Below are 16237 nucleotides of genomic sequence, written 5' to 3'. Positions count from 1 at the left end.
GCCTCATCGTATATAAAGCGCCTCGATAGCAGCAGCGACGGAGCCAGGTGGCGGGTAGGTTGAAGCGAAGCCGCTTGCGCCAGGCAACTCGCGTGTGTGTCTTTTTGGAAGTGCTGGTGTGATTTGGCAAGAAGGTTGCAAGAGCTCTGAGCGTGAGGCCATCGGGTCTCTCGGAGAAGAGGTCTTCGACTCAAACCCCATGAAAAGGAAGTGATTATGGACATCAAGCGTAATGTAGCGGGATTGTTTTTTGTGGCGGTCGGCGGCCTGGGTCTGCTGGCGGCGTGTGGTGAGATCGACAACGGCGAAGAGTCCTGCACCTTCGACGACGATTGCACCGGCGGTCAGGTCTGCGATCTGACGATCTGCGTGGATACCTGCGAAAGCACCGCGGACTGCTCCACCGGCGAAGAGTGTGTCGCTCGCCCCGGTGGCGCCGAAGGCATGGTCTGCCGCGCGGCTGAAGAGCCCGGTGATGACTGCCGCGACGCCGGCAACGAGTGTTCCGACGGTCTGATCTGTGACGAGTTCACCGGTGACTGCGTTGAGCCCGGCCAGGAGACCCCCGAGTACTACACCGTGCGCATCAACGACGTGACCGACGTGGAAGCTCCGGACCGCTGCGAAGACTCCACGTTTGGCTACAACACCGCCGGTGCCAAGATCATGTACGTGCAGCTTCAGGACTCCACCGGCGCCGTGATCGCTTACGGCACCTCGGTTGGGGCGGACTACGCTCAAGGCACGGACTTCATCAACGACTTCGACGTGATCGACGGCGCGGCCCCCAACCTGGTCGACCAGTGCCCGGTTGATGAGGCGTTCGTGCGTGGCGACGACGGTACCGAGTTTGACACCAACTTCACCGACCAGACCGTTGTGGCCCTGGGCTGCGGCGGCTCGCTCTACGTGCAGTTCCTGGACGGGAACGACGACCCGATCCTCCTCGACGAGAGCCACACCATCACCGTTGGTGAGTTCGGTCCGGCCTGCAACGACACCGCGCAGACCGCTGCTGACTACTACGACGTCTACATCTGCACCGACGCCGGCAGCAACGTCTCCACCCCGGACAACTGCGATGAGGTTCCCCTCAACGCTGAAGCGATGACCGGCGTGCTGGGCACCCAGGTCTCGCTGCCCGAAGTTGCCGAGTAAGTCGCATCGCTTTGATGTGACACCTCGACGCTTGAGGTAAAGGACGGGCCGCCATCGCATCGATGGCGGCCCGTTTTGTTTGGAGACGACGATGGCAAAGTCCAAGACTCGGACGTGGGCGGCGGCCCTGGCGGCGATGGTGCTGATCTTCGGAAGCGGTTGCGGTCCGGAGGAGGAGGTGCCCCTGTGTCGCAGCGATTACGAGTGCGATCCGGGGCTTGTGTGTGAGCCGTCCGGCTGTCGCACTGCGTGCGAAGAAGATGCGGATTGCCGTCTGGGGCAGCGCTGCGTGTTACGCCGCGTGGAGGAGGGGCGAGTGTGTGGGCGGGCAAGCTGAAGACGACGTTGTGCGCCCCGCCCTCTTGCACAACGACGAGGTTGCGCCCGCGGGCGCGTTTATGACACGGCGACCGTCACTCGTCTTTGGACTCGCCGCCAAAGAGCGCTTTGAGACGCAGTGATGCCGACTCCCCGCTTGCGGAGAGGGCCTCGGAGAGGTCTCTGAGGCTTGCGCGCAGGGCGCCCGGAGCGGGCCAGCCGGAGCGCCGGCGGCCGAGCAGGTTGTCGGCGTAGAGCACAGCGCAGAGCTGGCGGCGCACCTTGCCCGAGGCGGTCTTCGGCACCGAGCGCGGCGGCAGATGCATCAGCCGCACCGGATGCACATCGAGGTGGGCAGCGAGCAGCGCGTTGATGCGATCGTCGAGTTCGTCGGCGTCGGCGCCGGTCTGAACCTCAAAGGCCACGACCAGGCGATCCTCATCGCCGTGGTCGGGAGCGGCGAATATCGCCGTGCTGCCCGAGCGCACCCCGTCGACGGAATCCACAAAAAGCTCGACCTCCTCGGGGAAGATCAGGCGTTTGCCCCGGGCTGCCTCAATGCAGTCGGAGCGGCGGCTCACATAAAAAAGATCGCCGTCGGCCACATAGCCCAGATCGCCGGTGAGCAGCCAGCCGTCACGAAGGCAGGTGGGTTGAACCTCGCCCGGGTCGCGCACCGTGGCTTCCACATAACCGGCCATCACCGTGGGGCCCTTGATGGCCACTTCGCCCAGACATCGCTCGGGGAGCTCGTTGCCCCGGGCGTCGATCACGCAGAGCTCCACCGGGTCCAGCGGGCGGCCCACCGAGACGACGTGCATGCGCTCATAAGGTGAGGGCGCGCCGGCCTCGGGAAGGGGCTCAGCGCGACGCTCCCACTCCAGAGTGCGGCGGTTGATGCCGTCGATGCGCGGGGCCTGCCCGGCCGGGTGAAAAGCAATGCCGAGGGTGGCCTCGCTCATGCCGTAGACGGGCATCTGCGCCCAGTTTTGCAGCCCGAAGGTCTTAAAGCGCTCGCGAAAGCGGTGCATATGCTGGGCGCGCACCGGCTCCGACCCGTTCATCGCGATGCGCCAACTCGAGAGGTCCAGCCCCTCCAGCGCGGAGTTCTGGCAGCGACGTACGCTGTAGTTGTAGGCGAAGTTCGGTGCCAGGCTCAGCGTGGCGCGGTGGTCGTGGATCGCCCAGAACCAGTCTTCGGGCTGGTCCAGAAAACGCTCCGGGGGCATGAGCACCAGGCGAATATCCCAGTGCATCGCAAAAAAGACCGCGCCCACCAGCCCCATGATGTTATCGAGGGGCAGCCAGGAGACCTGCACATCTCTGGAAGACGCCTCAATGCGCCGGCCAATGGCCTCAAGCGCGATGCGCAGGCCGGCGTGCGTGAGCATCACCCCGCGCGGCGACCCGGTCGTCCCGGAGGTCGACTGGATGTAGGCCACCTCATCGGGATCAGGCTCATAGGCCTCAAACTCCACATGGGCGGGCTGGCCGGCGAGCAGGCGCTGCGGGTCGAGCACGTGCTCCAGCGGGTGGGGGGGCCAGACGCCTGGCCAGCCGGACTCGGCGCGCACCCCCAGGTCGGCGCAGAGCAACACGCGCGCATCATAGCGGCGCGCGATGCGCCGCCAGCGCATCAGGTTTGTGAGCCCCTTAAAGGCGTCGATCTCGCGCGGCCAGGGAAGCGGCACCGGCACCGCGCCGAGCGCGCAGACGCCAAAAAAGCTCATCAACGCATCAAAGCAGGTGGGCTGCGCCACCAGTACGCGCTCGCCAGGGGCGACACCCCGGTCTTTGAGCGCGTGCGCCACGCGACGCGCGCCGGCGAGCAGCTGGGAGTAGGTCCGAAACTCCTGGGCGCCGCGCTCATCGCGCATGTAGATGCCACGCGCTGGCGAGCGCTGCGCGCGGGTCTGAAGAAGACCAAAGAGCGAAGACCAGGCGCGGCTTCGAGCCTGCTCATCATCATAGAAATCGTGGGCCATAGCGCGGCTCATCATCCAGGTCATCATCGCGGGCCCTGACTGGCCCCTTTTGCAGGTTGTAGCCCGAAGGCCCCGACGCTGTCGACGCCGGCGCGGGATGTTGGAAGAAATTGCCCCGGCGCGTATGTTTGCGATCAGTGGGGAAACTCGCCATTGGCGAGTCAGGTTAGCTGCGCGCCTCCATCCCGTGCGAACACACCACCCGGGGCGCCGAACATGTCGCGAGGATTCTAATGTCAGCCATCCTATATTTTTTCGTAAGCTTCATCGTGCAGGCCATCGCGCTTAAAGCGGCGCTCTCGATGGTGGGTCACGGCAACACGTCGAACGCGCTCTCCAAAGCGGTGGGGATCTCGCTCTTTCTGAACGTGCTGCTCTTCTTCGTGGGGCTTGTGCCGATCCTGGGCTGGGTGCTCAAGCCGCTGATCTGGCTGCTGGTCGTGATGAGCGCCTACAACACGAGCTTCTTCAAGAGCATGGGCGTGGGCGTGGTGCAGGTCTTTTTGCAGTGGGGCATCGCGCTGGTGCTCTCCTGGCTCGGATTCAGCATGGCCTTTGCCGGCCTCTAAACTCGCCGCCCCTGACATCTGACGTAAAAAAGCCGCCGCTCCCCGAAGGAGCGGCGGCTTTTTTATGCGTTACGAGGGCTGCGGCAGGCTCAGCCTTCGATCTTCTCGCGGGCCATGATCAGCTCATGAATGAACTCGGCGAGCTGACGGCCGATGTAGGCCATGGCGCTGATCTCCTGGCCGGCAAAGGAGCTCGCGCCCTTCTTATTGATAACTTCGATCGCGCCGTAGACGCGCCCCTCAAACTGCACCGGGGAGCAGGCCAGGCTGGTGGTCTCGTAGCCCAGCGACTCCGAGATCTCTTTGTAGAAACGCGGGTCCTGGTGCACGTCGCTGATCGCCAGGCTGACGCCCTCGCGGGCGCAGAAGCCGACGATGCCCTGCCCCATCGGCACGCGGAAGCTCATGATCTCATCGGCCTTGGGCCCGCGGGCCGCAGCGAAGTAAAGCTCGCGGCCGTTGACGTCGGCGAAGAGGATGGAGCCGCTCTCGGCGTTGAGCTTCTCCATGACCATGTCCATCACGAAGTTGACGACGTCTTCGAGCGCCATGTTGTTTTCGTGGATGGCCTGGATCTCCAGGAACACATCTTCGATGAGGTTGGCGGCAACCTTCTCGTCGGTGCGGCCAATGGACACCGCGCTACGCTCGTCGGTCTTATTGCGCGACTCGCTGATGACGCGGGGCTTCTCCTCAACGTCTTCGCGCTGCAGCGTCTCGAAGGTCGAGGAGCTGATGCGCATTTTGCCGTCGTCGGACTGCCATTGCTCGGGTTCGGGTTCGGGCTCGGGCTTCGCTTCGACCTTCGGCTCGGGTTTGGGCTCGGGCTTTGCTTCGACCTTCGGCTCAGGTTTGGGCTCGGGCTTTGCTTCGACCTTCGGCTCGGGTTTGGGCTCAGGCTGAACCTCAACCTTCGGCTCGGGTTTGGGCTCGGGCTGAACCTCAACCTTCGGCTCAGGTTTGGGTTCCGGTTTCGCTTCGGGTTTCGCCTCGGGCTCGGGGCGCGCGAGGGGTTCCATCTTGACGGTGGCCGCCTGGGGAGGCTCGGGCTCGGCGTCGGCCTGGGCTTCAAGCTCGCGAATGATGAAGACCCGCTGGCTGGTGGCGTCGGTGACGTGAATGGAGTTGTCACTCTTAATGTCGCACATCACGTTGCGAACCATGCCCTCGCCGAGGCGCTCCAGGCCGGCTTTAAGGGCCTGCGTCCAGTTGCTGGCCTCGACCTGAATGGTCACATCGAAGCCATCTTCTTCGGCCGCCGGGATGAACACCTCGTATTGCATCAACGCCTCCTCAAAGGGAAAAGCAAAAGCTGGGGTCGTAGAATCGTCTAAAAAGATCAGGTCGGCTGGCGCACGCCGCAGGCGCCATCACGGCAGCCCCCGTGGGAGTCGCAGTCTTCGGGCTCAAAGCCGTCGACGAAGTAGCCGAGCTCGACCAGGTCGTGGGCCTCCACCCAGCGCAGGCTCTCGCGGGCGCCGGAGGAGAGGTTGCAGGAGCAATGCATGCAGATCTCGACGAGCTCATCGCCCTCGAGATCATGTGCGGCCAGGACGGTGCGCTGGCATTGAGGGCAGTGTCCGACGCGAAAGCCGGGGATCTCGGCGGCCGGTTCCATAAGTTGTGCGCTCATAGGCTAAAAACTCCGCGAAGCCATGTGCTCATCGCGCCGTCTCGCTCGGGGGCGCAGGCGCGATCATGCGAGGGCTCCAACATAGCGCTGCGAGGCACTGGCGAGCAAGGCGCAATCGGGCAGAGCCCCCTCGGTGAGGCAGCCTGTGAAGAGGGGACAAGGCCTGGCGAGTTCAGGGGGAGTCGGGGGGATCTTCGGGATCGGCAGGACTCGCCAGATTCCGGCCGGCGGCGCTGGCGAGCCGGTCGACGAGGTCGACTATGATGCTGGTGAGCTCGGAGAGAACATGGGGGTCGGTGGCCATGGCGTTGAGCAGGGCCTCGCGGGCGCCGGGGAGGTTAAGCGCGGGCTGCGCGCTGAGTTTTTGGTCGACGATGATCTCCAGCCCCTGCCGGGGGAGGTCGGCGGCGAGTGAGGGGTCGCGCATGGCAGCGGCGACCAGCGTCGCGAGCGAGGCGGTGGCCGGATGCACCGGAAAGGCCGAATAGGACGAGGCCGGCGCGCTGACCTCCGGCGCGGCATCGGAGGCGGCCGCCGGGGCGCCCTCAAGCGGGGCGGCGCCGGAGATCGCGGCGGTGATCCGGTGTTCAAGCGAGGCCTCGAAGTCATCGAAAGCGCCCTGCTCAATGATCGGTGGCAGGTTTGAGATGTTCATAACACATCACTCCGAGAGCCCGGTCGCCGCGGCGCGCCGGCAGAAAAACGTACGTGTTGAGTTCGCCGGGCGCGCGGCGCTCTGTGACGACGCGACACGTTAGCGAGGTAAGGAGTCGTGCTGCGCTCCGGATCGCAAGTTCCGGAGCGCAGCGGGTTTCGAATCAGGCGATGGGCTGCGGCTCATCGTCGAGGTTGACCTGAAGGGGTTTCGGCAGCTCGTCGGGGGGGATCTGCGACCAGGTCTCTCGGAGCGCGAGCGCGAGCTCGGCGTGCGGGCTCTGTGCCAGGGCGTCGGCGTCGATGTCGTCGAGCACGCGCCAGGCGCGGCGGTGGCGTCCGGCCAGAAAACAGGCCTCGGCCATGTAGATGCTCGCCAGGATGTCTCCGCGGTGGCTGCGTTGCACCTGCTGCAGCGTGCGGATGGCCTGAGGAAGTTGGCCGCTGGCAATGAGGATCCCACCTTTAAGAGTAAGAGGCAGCGGGTGATTCGGCAGCAGCTCGGCGGCGCGCTCGCAGGCCTCAAGCGCCTCGGTGCAGTGACCGTAGGTGATGAGCAGATAGGCCCGTTGAAGTTCTTGATGGGCCCGGTGACGGGCGTCTTCGGGCGTGGCGAGTTCGGGGTGTTGAGATGAGGGCATAAGGGCTCCGTAGACGATCAGGCGTGCATGTTGTTGATGGCGGCTTTGGCGGTGTCGTGGCGGACTTTCATCAGGTTGGAGAGGGTGGAGAAGCGGCGGTTGTCGGCCTGCATCTCGGTCTGAAGTTGAAGGTACTGGAGGTTGAAAACCTGGCTCTGCTTCTGCATGTCGAACATGCGATCGAGCTGGTCGCCCTGGCCTCCGGGGGTCAGGCCGCCGGGGGAGGTGGCTTTGAGTTCACGCAGGCCATTGGCGGCCATGCTCACGAGCTGGCCGCCCGGAAAGATCGGGGCGACAGCGGCCACCGCGGCCAACCCGCCGTCGGCGACCTTGGAGAGCACCTGACGAAAACGCCCCCCGTTAGGGTTGGCGGTCTGAGCGAGGTCTTGAGAGATGGGTGGGCTGTTGGGGGAGCCGATCCCGTTGATGCCGGACATAGTTGCCTCCTGGGTCAATCCGTTGCCGAAGAACGATGGGCAGATGATGCGCCCTGATCCTGTTATCGAGCGTTCTGCGGCGATCTTGCGTGGAGACCCCAACTTTTTTTGCGCGAGCGCCTCCGGGCCACGCCCTACCTTGTGGTGCGGAGGCGCCCCGGCCTATACTTGAGGCGCAGCGCGGGCTTCGCCTGGCGGGCCGAAATGCTGCGGGCGATCGCCCTGTTCTGCTGACGCGAGATGATCTTCGAGGCCCCAATGACCCAGAATCGACTCAAAATTAAAGCGCACTCCCTGGACCTGGAACTCACCGGGGAGGCCGCCTACGTGGAGGACGCCTACCAGGCGATCCGCTCGGTGGTGCTGCAGCGCTTCGCGCAGACGCTGGAGTCCGATGAGGCCGGCACCGCCGAGAAGGAGAAGAAGCGCAGCAACACCCAGCCTCTCTACCGGGCCGACGGGGTCAAAGAACGCATCGCGCCGTCGCGGGAGATGGCCGAGAACCATCTTCATCTGGTGGTGTGCAGCGAGCTCTACCACAAGGTCTCGGTGCTGGCGCGACCGGAGCTGGCCAACACGATCTTCGGCAAGGTTTTAAGCGCCGATCGCATCGATCATGTCTACATCGATGAGGCTGACCTCGGGTCGTTGGAGCGCCACTTTGAGGTCGGCAAGACCTTATGGCGCGAGCTCACCGCCAGTGGACGGGCGGTGGTGCATGGCGAGGGCTCATGAGCCAGGTTGAGATCATCGTGGGGCGAGGCTGGAAGGAAGATGTGCGCTACCTGAGCGCGCTCGATCCGCTGCGGCCGGCCGAGAGCGCGATGAGCCTGCTGGAGATCTGCGACATCATCGACATCGTGGTCGACGGCACCAACTTGACCGCGTCGATCCCCGAGGAGGCCATCTTCGGGGTGGTCGGCGGGCTTCTGGAGGGGCTTGTGGCGCTCTCCCAGGGGACGCGCACCAAGGTGATTCTGGAGTTTCCACACGAGCCCTGGGAGCTTGTGCTGGTGGCGCGCGAGCGCAAGCTCTTTGTGAGCGCTTACAGCCTGGGGCGAGAGAAGCAGGTGGTGGCGCGCGATCTTCCGATCGATGCAGCGGCGTTTGTGGGCGCGCTGACCGAGGCGGCCGAGGAGCTGCTGCGGGAGCTTTTTAGCATCTCGGAGCGCTTCTCTTCGGATCGCTACGTGCGCCAGCTCAGCCAGTGGCTGGGGGTGCTCAAGCGGGGGCGCCAGCTCAGCTACGGGGCGGCGGTGCCCATTGAGCGGGAGCCGCTGGCCGACCGAGCCTCGGCGACCTCCTCGACCGAGGGGCTGACGCTGGGCTACGAGCTGGTGAGCGACGACGCCGGGCTGCGGGGCTACCATGGCGAGCAGGTCTTTGATCTGCATGCGCTGCTCTTTGCCGGCACGTTGCGGGCGGAGCTCGGTGATGCGGCGGTGGAGCTTTCGCCAAGATACCCCTTTCTGGGTATGGGGAGCCTGCTGGATCGCGCGCGGCAGCTCTTAAGCCACCTGGAGGCGCGCAGCGAGGGGACGCTGGAGTTGATCGAGCCCCTGCCTCACCTCGATTTTAAGGTTCGCGACGAGGGATCGCGTTGGGAGGTGGAGGTTTCCGGGGAGCGCTGGTCGGTGAGCCCCACCGAGTGTCTGGACCGGATGCTGACGCTGGCCGAGCTCTTCGTGCAGGATTTGCTGGAACTCAACCCGCGGCTGGAGCTCAATCAGCGCTTTGTGGATCTGGATGAAGAGGTGCAGAACCTGCGCCGGTGGCATCGCGATCTCTGCGGCAACGATCTCTACCACGACGCGCCCGAGGCGTACCTGCGGGCCCAGGGCCACATGCAGCCCGAGGAGCCCGAGGCGGCGCCGGCGCCGGGGTTTGCCTGGCCGCTGAGCGAGGTGCACACGCTCTTTCCCAGAGCGCGCTGGGAGTACCGGCGCGCGGGGCTGGACTTGAGCACAGCCAGGCTGGTGGGGAGCGGGTTGCTGGTGTCGACGCCGATCAGCACCGTGATGCTCGACGCGCGCAGCGGGCAGGAGCGTTGGATCTGGAGTGAGGCTCGCTCGCCAGTGGAGGCGCGGTGGCGAGCGCGTGCGGCCGGCCCCTGGGTGGTGGTGGCCGAGGGTCAGGGACGGGTGCGCTGGCTCGAAGTTGCGAGCGGAGCGCCGGCGGGTAGTGTGGCGCTGGGCACCGGCTTTGGGGCGCTCCACGAGGTGGCGTATTACCCTGCGGAGCGACTACTGGTGGTGGCCAGCGATCAGGGAAAGATGGCCGGTGTGGACCTGGATCGCGAGGTCGTTCGCTGGCGTTTTGCGGTGGGTCCGGCGCGCTTTAGCGCGTTGATTTTTGATGGACCGCTGATCTGCGCGCGCACCACCGAGGGGCAGCTCATCGCGCTGAGCCCGGGTCAGGGGCAGGTGCTCTGGCGAGTGCGTATCGGCGGGCATTCCGAGAACGGGGTGATGGTCCACCAGGGGCGTTACTACGCGGTGACCCATGATGCGCACCACCGGGGCTCCACGGTGCACGCGTGCTATCCCTTTACCGGGCGCTCGGTCTGGCAGGTGCGTCTGGCAGGCTGGGTCTGCGGCTCGCCGAGCTTTATCGACCAGTGGATGGTGGTGCCGGTGGAGCGGCACGGGCAGGTCTCGCTCTGCGGCATCGCGCTTGAGGCCGTGCAGCCTCAAGTCAGCTGGCGAATCGACCTGCTCAGCGCGGGGCTCTACGAGCCCACCCCGGCGCTACCGATTGAGATTGAGGGGCAGTGGCATGGCATCGTGCGCACCGACCGCGGTGAGACGACCTGCTTTCGGGTGGTCGACGGTGAGGTGCGCTGGCAGGCGATGCCCGCCCGCGAGAAGTTGTTGCTCTACGGCAACCTCGAGCTCTTCACGATCGGCGACGCGCTGCTCAGCGTGGGCGAGGAGGTCAGTGTGCGGGCTCTGCACAGCGGGCGGAGACTTCACACCTTCGAGGCCATGGAGAGCCCGGAGCAGGCGCTACTCTCGGCGCCCTTTCAGCTCATCCTTGGTGAGCAGGCCACCGAGCACGGGGAAGACGACGTGCTGGCGGCCTGGAGCGTCGACCACTTTATGGCCGTGCTTGAGGGCGGCGGAGGCTAAAGCCTCCCGCCACACGCTACGTCATATGTTGAGGGGGGATCAGATGCCGAAAAAGAGGCGCTTGGCAAAGTCGCTGGAGAGCTCCGACTCGAAGATCTTCCGGGCGGCTTCGCGGATGTCGTACTCCACGCGATTGAAGGTGAAGGTGCGCGCTTCGGTGTCGTAGACGCCGTAGCAGGCGCGGTTGTCGTTGTCGCGGGGCTGCCCGACGCTCCCCACGGTGACGATGTACTTGCGCCCTTCCTCAAACGTGATCGTGGGGCCGAAGACCTCCACCGCGCCGTCTTCGGGGTGCAGGCTAAAGGACTTGGTCAGGTGGGAGTGCCCGATGAAGGTGATCTCGTTGAGCTCGTCCCAGTGCTCGATGAGCTGGTTGGCCTGCTGGAGGTTGAAGACGTACTCGAAGTCTTCTTTGTTGATGGGCGAGCCGTGGCAGAAGCACAGGTTATCCCAGTCCTCGCGGTAGGGGAGCGTGCGCAGCCACTCGTGGTGGGTCTCTTCGAGCTTGTTGGCGTGCCAGTCCAGGGCGTTGCGGGCGGCGTCGTAGTAGTACGCGTAGTTCATGCGACCGCAGACCGCCGCGTCGTGGTTGCCGAGGATGGTGACCTCGGCCAGCTCACGAACGACCTCGCAGCAGGCGTTGGGCTCGGCTCCGTAGCCGACGACATCGCCCAGGCAGACGAAGGTGTCGATGGGGGGCTCGTGGGCCTTATAAGCCTCCACGACCGGCTTGAGGGCGTCGATGTTGGCGTGAACGTCGCTGAAGATTCCGATGAGCATGCGTGAACCGCGTCTGGCTGGTGATTAAGCGGGGCGCCACAGTGAGGGGGCGCAGAGGTCCCCCCACTATGGAGCCGGGGCGCCGGGAAGTAAACGGTGGAGTGACCGGGCTTAGCCGGCCAGCTGGCGCGCGCGCTTTGCGGCGCGGCGCAGGTGTTTGCTGCGGTCGCTGGCGAGGGAATCCAGGGTGCCCGGGCGCGCAGCGTCGAGGTGAGCCAGCGCAAGGGCCAGGTGCTCATCCTCGGGGCTCGACTTAATCGCGCGAGAGAGCGGGTCAACCAGCGCGTCGCCAAAACCGGCCAATACGCCGGCGAGCTCGTCGGGGTTTCCGCGCTGGTGCTCATCGCCCAGGGCCTTTAGCAGCGCGTCGATCGCCTCGGCGTGACCGGCCTTCACCAGCGTGCGCGCAATGATCAAGGTGGCCGCAGCGCCGGAGGTGGGCAAAAGGTTGCTCAGATGGGCGGTGAGCCTGTCAGCGCGCGCTTCCATAAAGCGCGCCAGCGCGTCGCGCTCGGCGCTGCTCATCTTCTCGCTCTCCTCGAGCACCTCGCTCAAGGCATCTGGCGAGTAGCGCTCCACGAGCACCTGGGCGACCTCCAGGCGGCCGGCCGGATCGCCAAGGCGCGAGTGGAGATCTTTGCGTTTAGCCTTCTCCATCGCCGGCAGCTCTTCGATCAGCGTGGTGTCGACCAGAAAGTAGGTCGTACCGCTGGCCGGGACGGTGTGTTCGATGATCATCGCGTCGAGGTCGACCTCGGATTCCTCAACGATCTCAAGCACTTCGTCATCGTCGAGGTCGATAGCTTCGGCCTCCACGCTGTCGTCTTCGGCGTCAAGCATCTCCTCGTAGTCCTGAGCGCGCTTGAGGCTGAGCTCGGCCAACTCCAGCACGTCGGGCTCCGGGGTCACCCCGTGGCTTTGCGCCAGCTGGATGAGCGCGTCCCAGTTTTCCCATTGCTGGAGGGGGTCGAGGTCATTGGGGCGAACGCCGACGCAGAGCTCGGCGAAACTCGCCAGCAGGCGCTGAGTGAGGCTGATGCGATCGGTGATGATGGACTCATCGATGGCCACCTGCTGGAGCTCGTCACCCAGGGCGATGCCCCAGTTGAGCGCCTGGCGAGCGACGCGCTTCTGGATCTCGCGGAAGTGCGAGAGCGGGAAGGCGCGGTTGCCGATGAGGTAGGCGACCTGCTCGGAGCGCGACCAGTAGCCGACGACGCCGGCAGCGAGCAGGGCCTCGGAGGCGCTGTCGATGCGCGAGAAGCGCCCGTCGACGAAGGGGTGGCGCATCTGTCCGACGAGCTCGACCTCGCCAAGCGCGATAGCGGCGCGGGCCTCGGAGTCGTCGCCCTTAAAGGCCTCGCGCCAGGCGCGGGCGCGCTCCCGGGCCCAGGCGATGTTGGCGGCAATGGGCGCCCCGCCCTCCCAGGAGATCGCCGGGCTGGCGTCTTTACCGTAGATCACAAGGCTCAGATGCTGGTCGCGTGCCAGGGTGTCGAGGACGGCGCGCTCGTGATCGTCGACATCCGCCAGGGGCGCGGCCACCGCGTCGAGAAGATCGCCGGCGTCGTCAAACGCGGCCAGCGTCAGCGCCATCACCGGCACGCCGGCGACGTCATGAAGTTGAAAGAAGAAGCGAACTTCGGCGGCATCGTCAAAGGTCGCGACGCGCTCATCGCTGAGCGAGTAGCCCACCTGCACCAGATCGGAGCTCTCGCGCACAAACACCAACTCGCCGCCGGCGACTGCGTCGAAGTCTTCGGGGAGCTCGGCCGGAGTGGCGCGCGCCAGCTGATGGCGAGAGGGCTCGGGGCGACGGGCGCGCTCGGCGCTATCAGCGGCCGCGCCGGGAGGCGTGGGCGCAGAGGCGGGGTTCATGACCTCGATAAACTGATCGTCGGTGACCACCTGGGTGGCTTCTTCGGCGTTGGAAGATTGGGCGCCCTGCTCCAGGCGCAGCCGCTCCTGCTCCAGGTTGAGTTCCTGGACCTGCAGGGCGCGGCGGGCCTCTTCGAGCATGGCGCGCTCTTCTTCGAGGCGCGTGCGCTCTTCTTCGAGGCGGGCGCGGGTCTCCTGCACACGCGCGCTGTCGCGCTCGACGCGGGAGGCGACCTCGTTGAGCTGCTCGCGATCGCGGGCGATCGCTTCTTGCTCTTCCTCAAAGGTGTTCTGCGAGTTCTCAAGTTCGTGCTGTGCACGCTCAAGCTGGGCGCGGGCCTCTTCGAGGCTCTCGCGCTGCCCGGCGATCTCGGATTTAAGGGCGTCGAGCTCCGCCTTGAGGGCTTCCTCGGCCTCGGAGGGGCCGGCTGAGGGCACGGCGGTGATCACGGTTGCCTCACCCACCTCCGAGCTATCCTGAGGCGTGGGCGCTTGCGACTGGCCGGCCTCGGCGGCGCGGTCGGCGGCCTCTTCCAGCGCAATGAGGCGCGCGGGCTCAAAGATGGTGTGGAAGTTGCGCACGTAGTTCGGCAGCACCTCGCGCTCGCGCGCCAGCTCTTCGAGCAGCGCGCTGCGACGCTTAAACTCCTCGTGACGCAAGGTCTCCGGGATCACCAGCACAAAGAGGCGGCGCTTCTCGTCGTGATAAATCACCGAGATCGCCAGATCGTAGGTGCGGCCCTCATCAAAGGGGCACTCCACCACGTTGAGCGTGCCCTCGATCAGGCGCTGGCGAAGCTCGGGGTGCGTCTGGGTGTTGATCCCGGTATAAACGCTGGCCGGGAAAACCGGCCCGGCGGCGCTGCTGATAAGTACCGAGGTCTGCGCAGTGCGTCCCAGGTGGCCTTGGTAAGGCGCCTGAGCGCCGTCGTGATATTCCATGGACGTGCCTCGCCAGAGTGCGTCAAACGCGTAAAAAGAAAGAGGTTCGTGACCGGTCGTGCTGCATACCACGGGATTTTGGCGACCTTCAAGCCTTGAGATCGTCGAGGCCCGGCCTCACATTTTTTCGAAACGCGGCAATGTTGGATCGATCTTTGCTCAAAAGTGTCAGGGTACGACGCGATGATGCGTCATCAGCCCCTGTGAGAGACCATGCGCCCCACCCTTTCCCATAGACTCCTGCGACTCGCCATGGCGAGCTTTGTCGCCCTGATGTTGTGGTCAGGCGCGGCGATCGGGCAGACCTTGCCCGAGGCGCAGCAGGGCTGGGAGCAGAGTCAGCGCTCGGTGGAGCAGGCCCGTCAGCGATTGGAGCGCGCCCTTGGCGAGTATCAGAAATCTGTAGAACGCCTCGAAAAGCTGAAAGCCGACGAGGCCCGCGGTCAGGCCAGCCGCCGCCAGCTCGAAGAGGCGCTTCGCCAGAGCCACACCCTTGTGGAGGGCGTGCGCGAGCACCAGATCGCGCTGTTGACGCAGCAGGCCGAGCTGGAGCGCGCCCGTCAGTCGCTCATCGACGCCCTGGCGGCCAGGCGTGCCGAGCTGGAGCAACGCGTGGCGCGCAGCTCCGGCAGCGAACAGCTCGCGCTGATCGAGGAGCTCAACGCGCTGAGCCGCACGCAGGCGCAGGTGCGCGACGTGGCCCCCGGTGTCGATCCGCAGCGCGTCGAGCGCGTGCTCGCCGACGCCCACCTCGTTGAGGGCGGACACCCTCGCGATCTACTCGCCGTGGCCGACGAGCTCGAAGACACCGAAGCCCAGCTCCGAGAGCGCCTCACCACCGTGGAGACGCGCCTCAATGAGCTGGAGCGCTCCCGGGCGTTGATGCGGCGCGCGCGTGACTTCTCCACCCGCGAGCGCTTCTTCGAAGAAAACGACCGCGCCCGCGCCATTGCTCGTCAGGAGCGCGAGGTCGCCAACGGAGACACGCCCCGCGGCGACCAGGAAGGCGTGCCTGTCTCGGAAGACGCCGCAAGCCCCGATCCCCAGCCCGGTGCCCCCACCGATGACTTCGACTCGTCCGGCGAAGATCCCAACGTGGGAAGCGGGGACTTCGACACACCGGAGGCCGAGCCCACCCCGGAGCCCGGCGCCGACTTTGAACCCTCGACCGAACGCGTGCTCATCGAGAGCCTCGTCGACCCGCAGCAGATCGACGAGAGTGCCCCGGCGCTGAGCGAAGATCAGACCGAGCGCAACGTGCGTGCGTTGCGCCGGGAGCGCGAGCGCCTGGAGGCCCAGGTCGAAGAACTGCGCGAGCGCGCTCGCCAGCTTCGTGAAGAGGCCGAAGACGCCTGGCGTTAACGCGTTCTGAGCGACCGTGCGACAGGACGTCGCCCTCGCCCCGTAAGTACCCCGATCTGCCGCCCTCCAATAACGGTTGCCTGCACCCCGGGGGGCACTTATATTGCGCGCGTCTGCGATATCTCTGAAAACCGACCAAATGGAGCGCTGATCCATGGCTGATAAGAACACCCCGCGCGAAGAAGAAGAAAAGTACATCCAGCAACAAGAACGCGAGAAGCTCGCGCGTCTTCGCCGCGAAAAGCAGCTCGAGGCCATTCGCCAGGAAGAACGTGAGGCCATCGCCGCCACGCTCAACACCCGGGACGAGGTAGCGGCCGAGGCGATGGAGCTTGGCTTCGACGCCGAGACCGCCCGCGTGCTTCCCCTGATCCCGATGATTCAGATGGCCTGGGCCGACGGCAGCATCTCCTCCGCCGAGAATGACAAAGTCCAGGAGCTGGCGCGCCGCTTCGGCATCGCCGATGAGAGCGCGGCGGGCACCTTCTTGAAGATGCTCCTCGAAGAGCAGCCCACCGACCTCTTCTTCAGCCGCGCCAACGCCGTCATCGCCAACCTCATCGACGAAGATCCCAACGGGGAGATGGGCCAGAACGTCATGGACTGGAGCAAAGCGGTGGCCGCGGCCTCCGGCGGCTTCTTCGGGCTGACCAACCCCATCAGCAAAGAAGAGAGCGCGCTGCTCGACGACTTCGCGCGACTTTTTGGCGTGCAGAGCTAAGCCGCAGCGCCGGCCCCTTCGGGGGTTTGCA

Annotated in this window: 15 protein-coding genes; 7 read left to right on the top strand and 8 right to left on the bottom strand. The window is 65.5% G+C overall.

The annotated features are described in order from the left end of the window. Nucleotides 1-216: 216 nt before the first annotated feature. Nucleotides 217-1158 (top strand): hypothetical protein, encoded by a 942-nt coding sequence (locus tag FRC98_RS03910; RefSeq protein WP_146980000.1) that lies wholly within the window; start codon nt 217-219, stop codon nt 1156-1158. Nucleotides 1159-1249: 91 nt separating this feature from the next. After that, the gene (locus tag FRC98_RS03905) at nt 1250-1495 is read left to right on the top strand and encodes a hypothetical protein (protein ID WP_146979999.1); all 246 of its coding nucleotides are present in this window, start codon (nt 1250-1252) and stop codon (nt 1493-1495) included. Nucleotides 1496-1571: 76 nt separating this feature from the next. On the opposite strand, the gene FRC98_RS03900 is transcribed toward FRC98_RS03905, so the two are convergent. Next, nucleotides 1572-3461: an AMP-binding protein gene (locus FRC98_RS03900; RefSeq protein ID WP_230467250.1), complete on the bottom strand. Its 1890-nt coding sequence runs from the start codon at nt 3459-3461 to the stop codon at nt 1572-1574. 233 nt (nt 3462-3694) lie between these two features. Here FRC98_RS03900 and FRC98_RS03895 point away from each other — a divergent pair, with 233 nt between their 5' ends. Next, complete coding sequence (locus FRC98_RS03895; RefSeq protein ID WP_146979997.1) at nt 3695-4030, top strand: hypothetical protein; 336 nt, start codon at nt 3695-3697, stop codon at nt 4028-4030. An 89-nt stretch (nt 4031-4119) separates the two neighbouring features. Here FRC98_RS03895 and FRC98_RS03890 read toward each other — a convergent pair whose 3' ends face one another. The 5 genes from FRC98_RS03890 to FRC98_RS03870 all read right to left on the bottom strand — a co-directional run bounded on the left by FRC98_RS03890 (nt 4120) and on the right by FRC98_RS03870 (nt 7395). Continuing rightward, entirely contained in the window at nt 4120-5313 is a 1194-nt protein-coding gene (locus FRC98_RS03890; RefSeq protein ID WP_146979996.1) for a GAF domain-containing protein, read from the bottom strand. Between the two features lie 56 nt (nt 5314-5369). Next, the gene (locus tag FRC98_RS03885) at nt 5370-5663 is read right to left on the bottom strand and encodes a hypothetical protein (protein ID WP_146979995.1); all 294 of its coding nucleotides are present in this window, start codon (nt 5661-5663) and stop codon (nt 5370-5372) included. Nucleotides 5664-5835: 172 nt separating this feature from the next. After that, nucleotides 5836-6318, bottom strand: coding sequence for a hypothetical protein (locus FRC98_RS03880; RefSeq protein ID WP_146979994.1), 483 nt, complete (start codon nt 6316-6318; stop codon nt 5836-5838). A 163-nt stretch (nt 6319-6481) separates the two neighbouring features. Next, the gene (locus tag FRC98_RS03875; protein ID WP_146979993.1) at nt 6482-6958 is read right to left on the bottom strand and encodes a tetratricopeptide repeat protein; all 477 of its coding nucleotides are present in this window, start codon (nt 6956-6958) and stop codon (nt 6482-6484) included. A 17-nt stretch (nt 6959-6975) separates the two neighbouring features. After that, nucleotides 6976-7395 carry a hypothetical protein gene (locus tag FRC98_RS03870; RefSeq protein ID WP_146979992.1) on the bottom strand — a complete coding sequence of 140 codons (420 nt, stop codon included), beginning with the start codon at nt 7393-7395 and terminating at the stop codon, nt 6976-6978. A gap of 258 nt (nt 7396-7653) precedes the next feature. Here FRC98_RS03870 and FRC98_RS03865 point away from each other — a divergent pair, with 258 nt between their 5' ends. Both FRC98_RS03865 and FRC98_RS03860 read left to right on the top strand, forming a co-directional pair. Continuing rightward, nucleotides 7654-8130 (top strand): hypothetical protein, encoded by a 477-nt coding sequence (locus FRC98_RS03865; RefSeq protein ID WP_146979991.1) that lies wholly within the window; start codon nt 7654-7656, stop codon nt 8128-8130. Continuing rightward, nucleotides 8127-10523 (top strand): outer membrane protein assembly factor BamB family protein, encoded by a 2397-nt coding sequence (locus FRC98_RS03860; RefSeq protein WP_230467249.1) that lies wholly within the window; start codon nt 8127-8129, stop codon nt 10521-10523. The genes FRC98_RS03865 and FRC98_RS03860 overlap by 4 nt, the downstream gene beginning before the upstream one ends. 39 nt (nt 10524-10562) lie before the next feature. Here the strand turns inward: FRC98_RS03860 and FRC98_RS03855 are convergent, their stop codons facing one another. Further along, nucleotides 10563-11303 carry a metallophosphoesterase family protein gene (locus FRC98_RS03855; protein WP_146979989.1) on the bottom strand — a complete coding sequence of 247 codons (741 nt, stop codon included), beginning with the start codon at nt 11301-11303 and terminating at the stop codon, nt 10563-10565. Nucleotides 11304-11414: 111 nt separating this feature from the next. Next, a complete protein-coding gene (locus FRC98_RS03850) occupies nt 11415-14123 on the bottom strand; it encodes a CpXC domain-containing protein (protein WP_146979988.1) in 2709 nt (902 codons plus the stop codon). Between the two features lie 213 nt (nt 14124-14336). On the opposite strand from FRC98_RS03850, the gene FRC98_RS03845 reads away from it, so the two are divergent. Then, on the top strand, nt 14337-15485 hold the full coding sequence (locus FRC98_RS03845; protein ID WP_230467248.1) for a coiled-coil domain-containing protein: 1149 nt from the start codon (nt 14337-14339) through the stop codon (nt 15483-15485). A gap of 154 nt (nt 15486-15639) precedes the next feature. Further along, nucleotides 15640-16206, top strand: coding sequence for a tellurite resistance TerB family protein (locus FRC98_RS03840; protein WP_146979986.1), 567 nt, complete (start codon nt 15640-15642; stop codon nt 16204-16206). Nucleotides 16207-16237: the final 31 nt, after the last annotated feature.

Origin of the sequence: Lujinxingia vulgaris (assembly GCF_007997015.1) — a bacterium.
Classification (GTDB): Bacteria; Myxococcota_A; Bradymonadia; order Bradymonadales; family Bradymonadaceae; genus Lujinxingia; species Lujinxingia vulgaris.
Note: the sequence above shows the minus strand (reverse complement) of the source record. Positions and strands in the feature narration are given on the sequence as shown.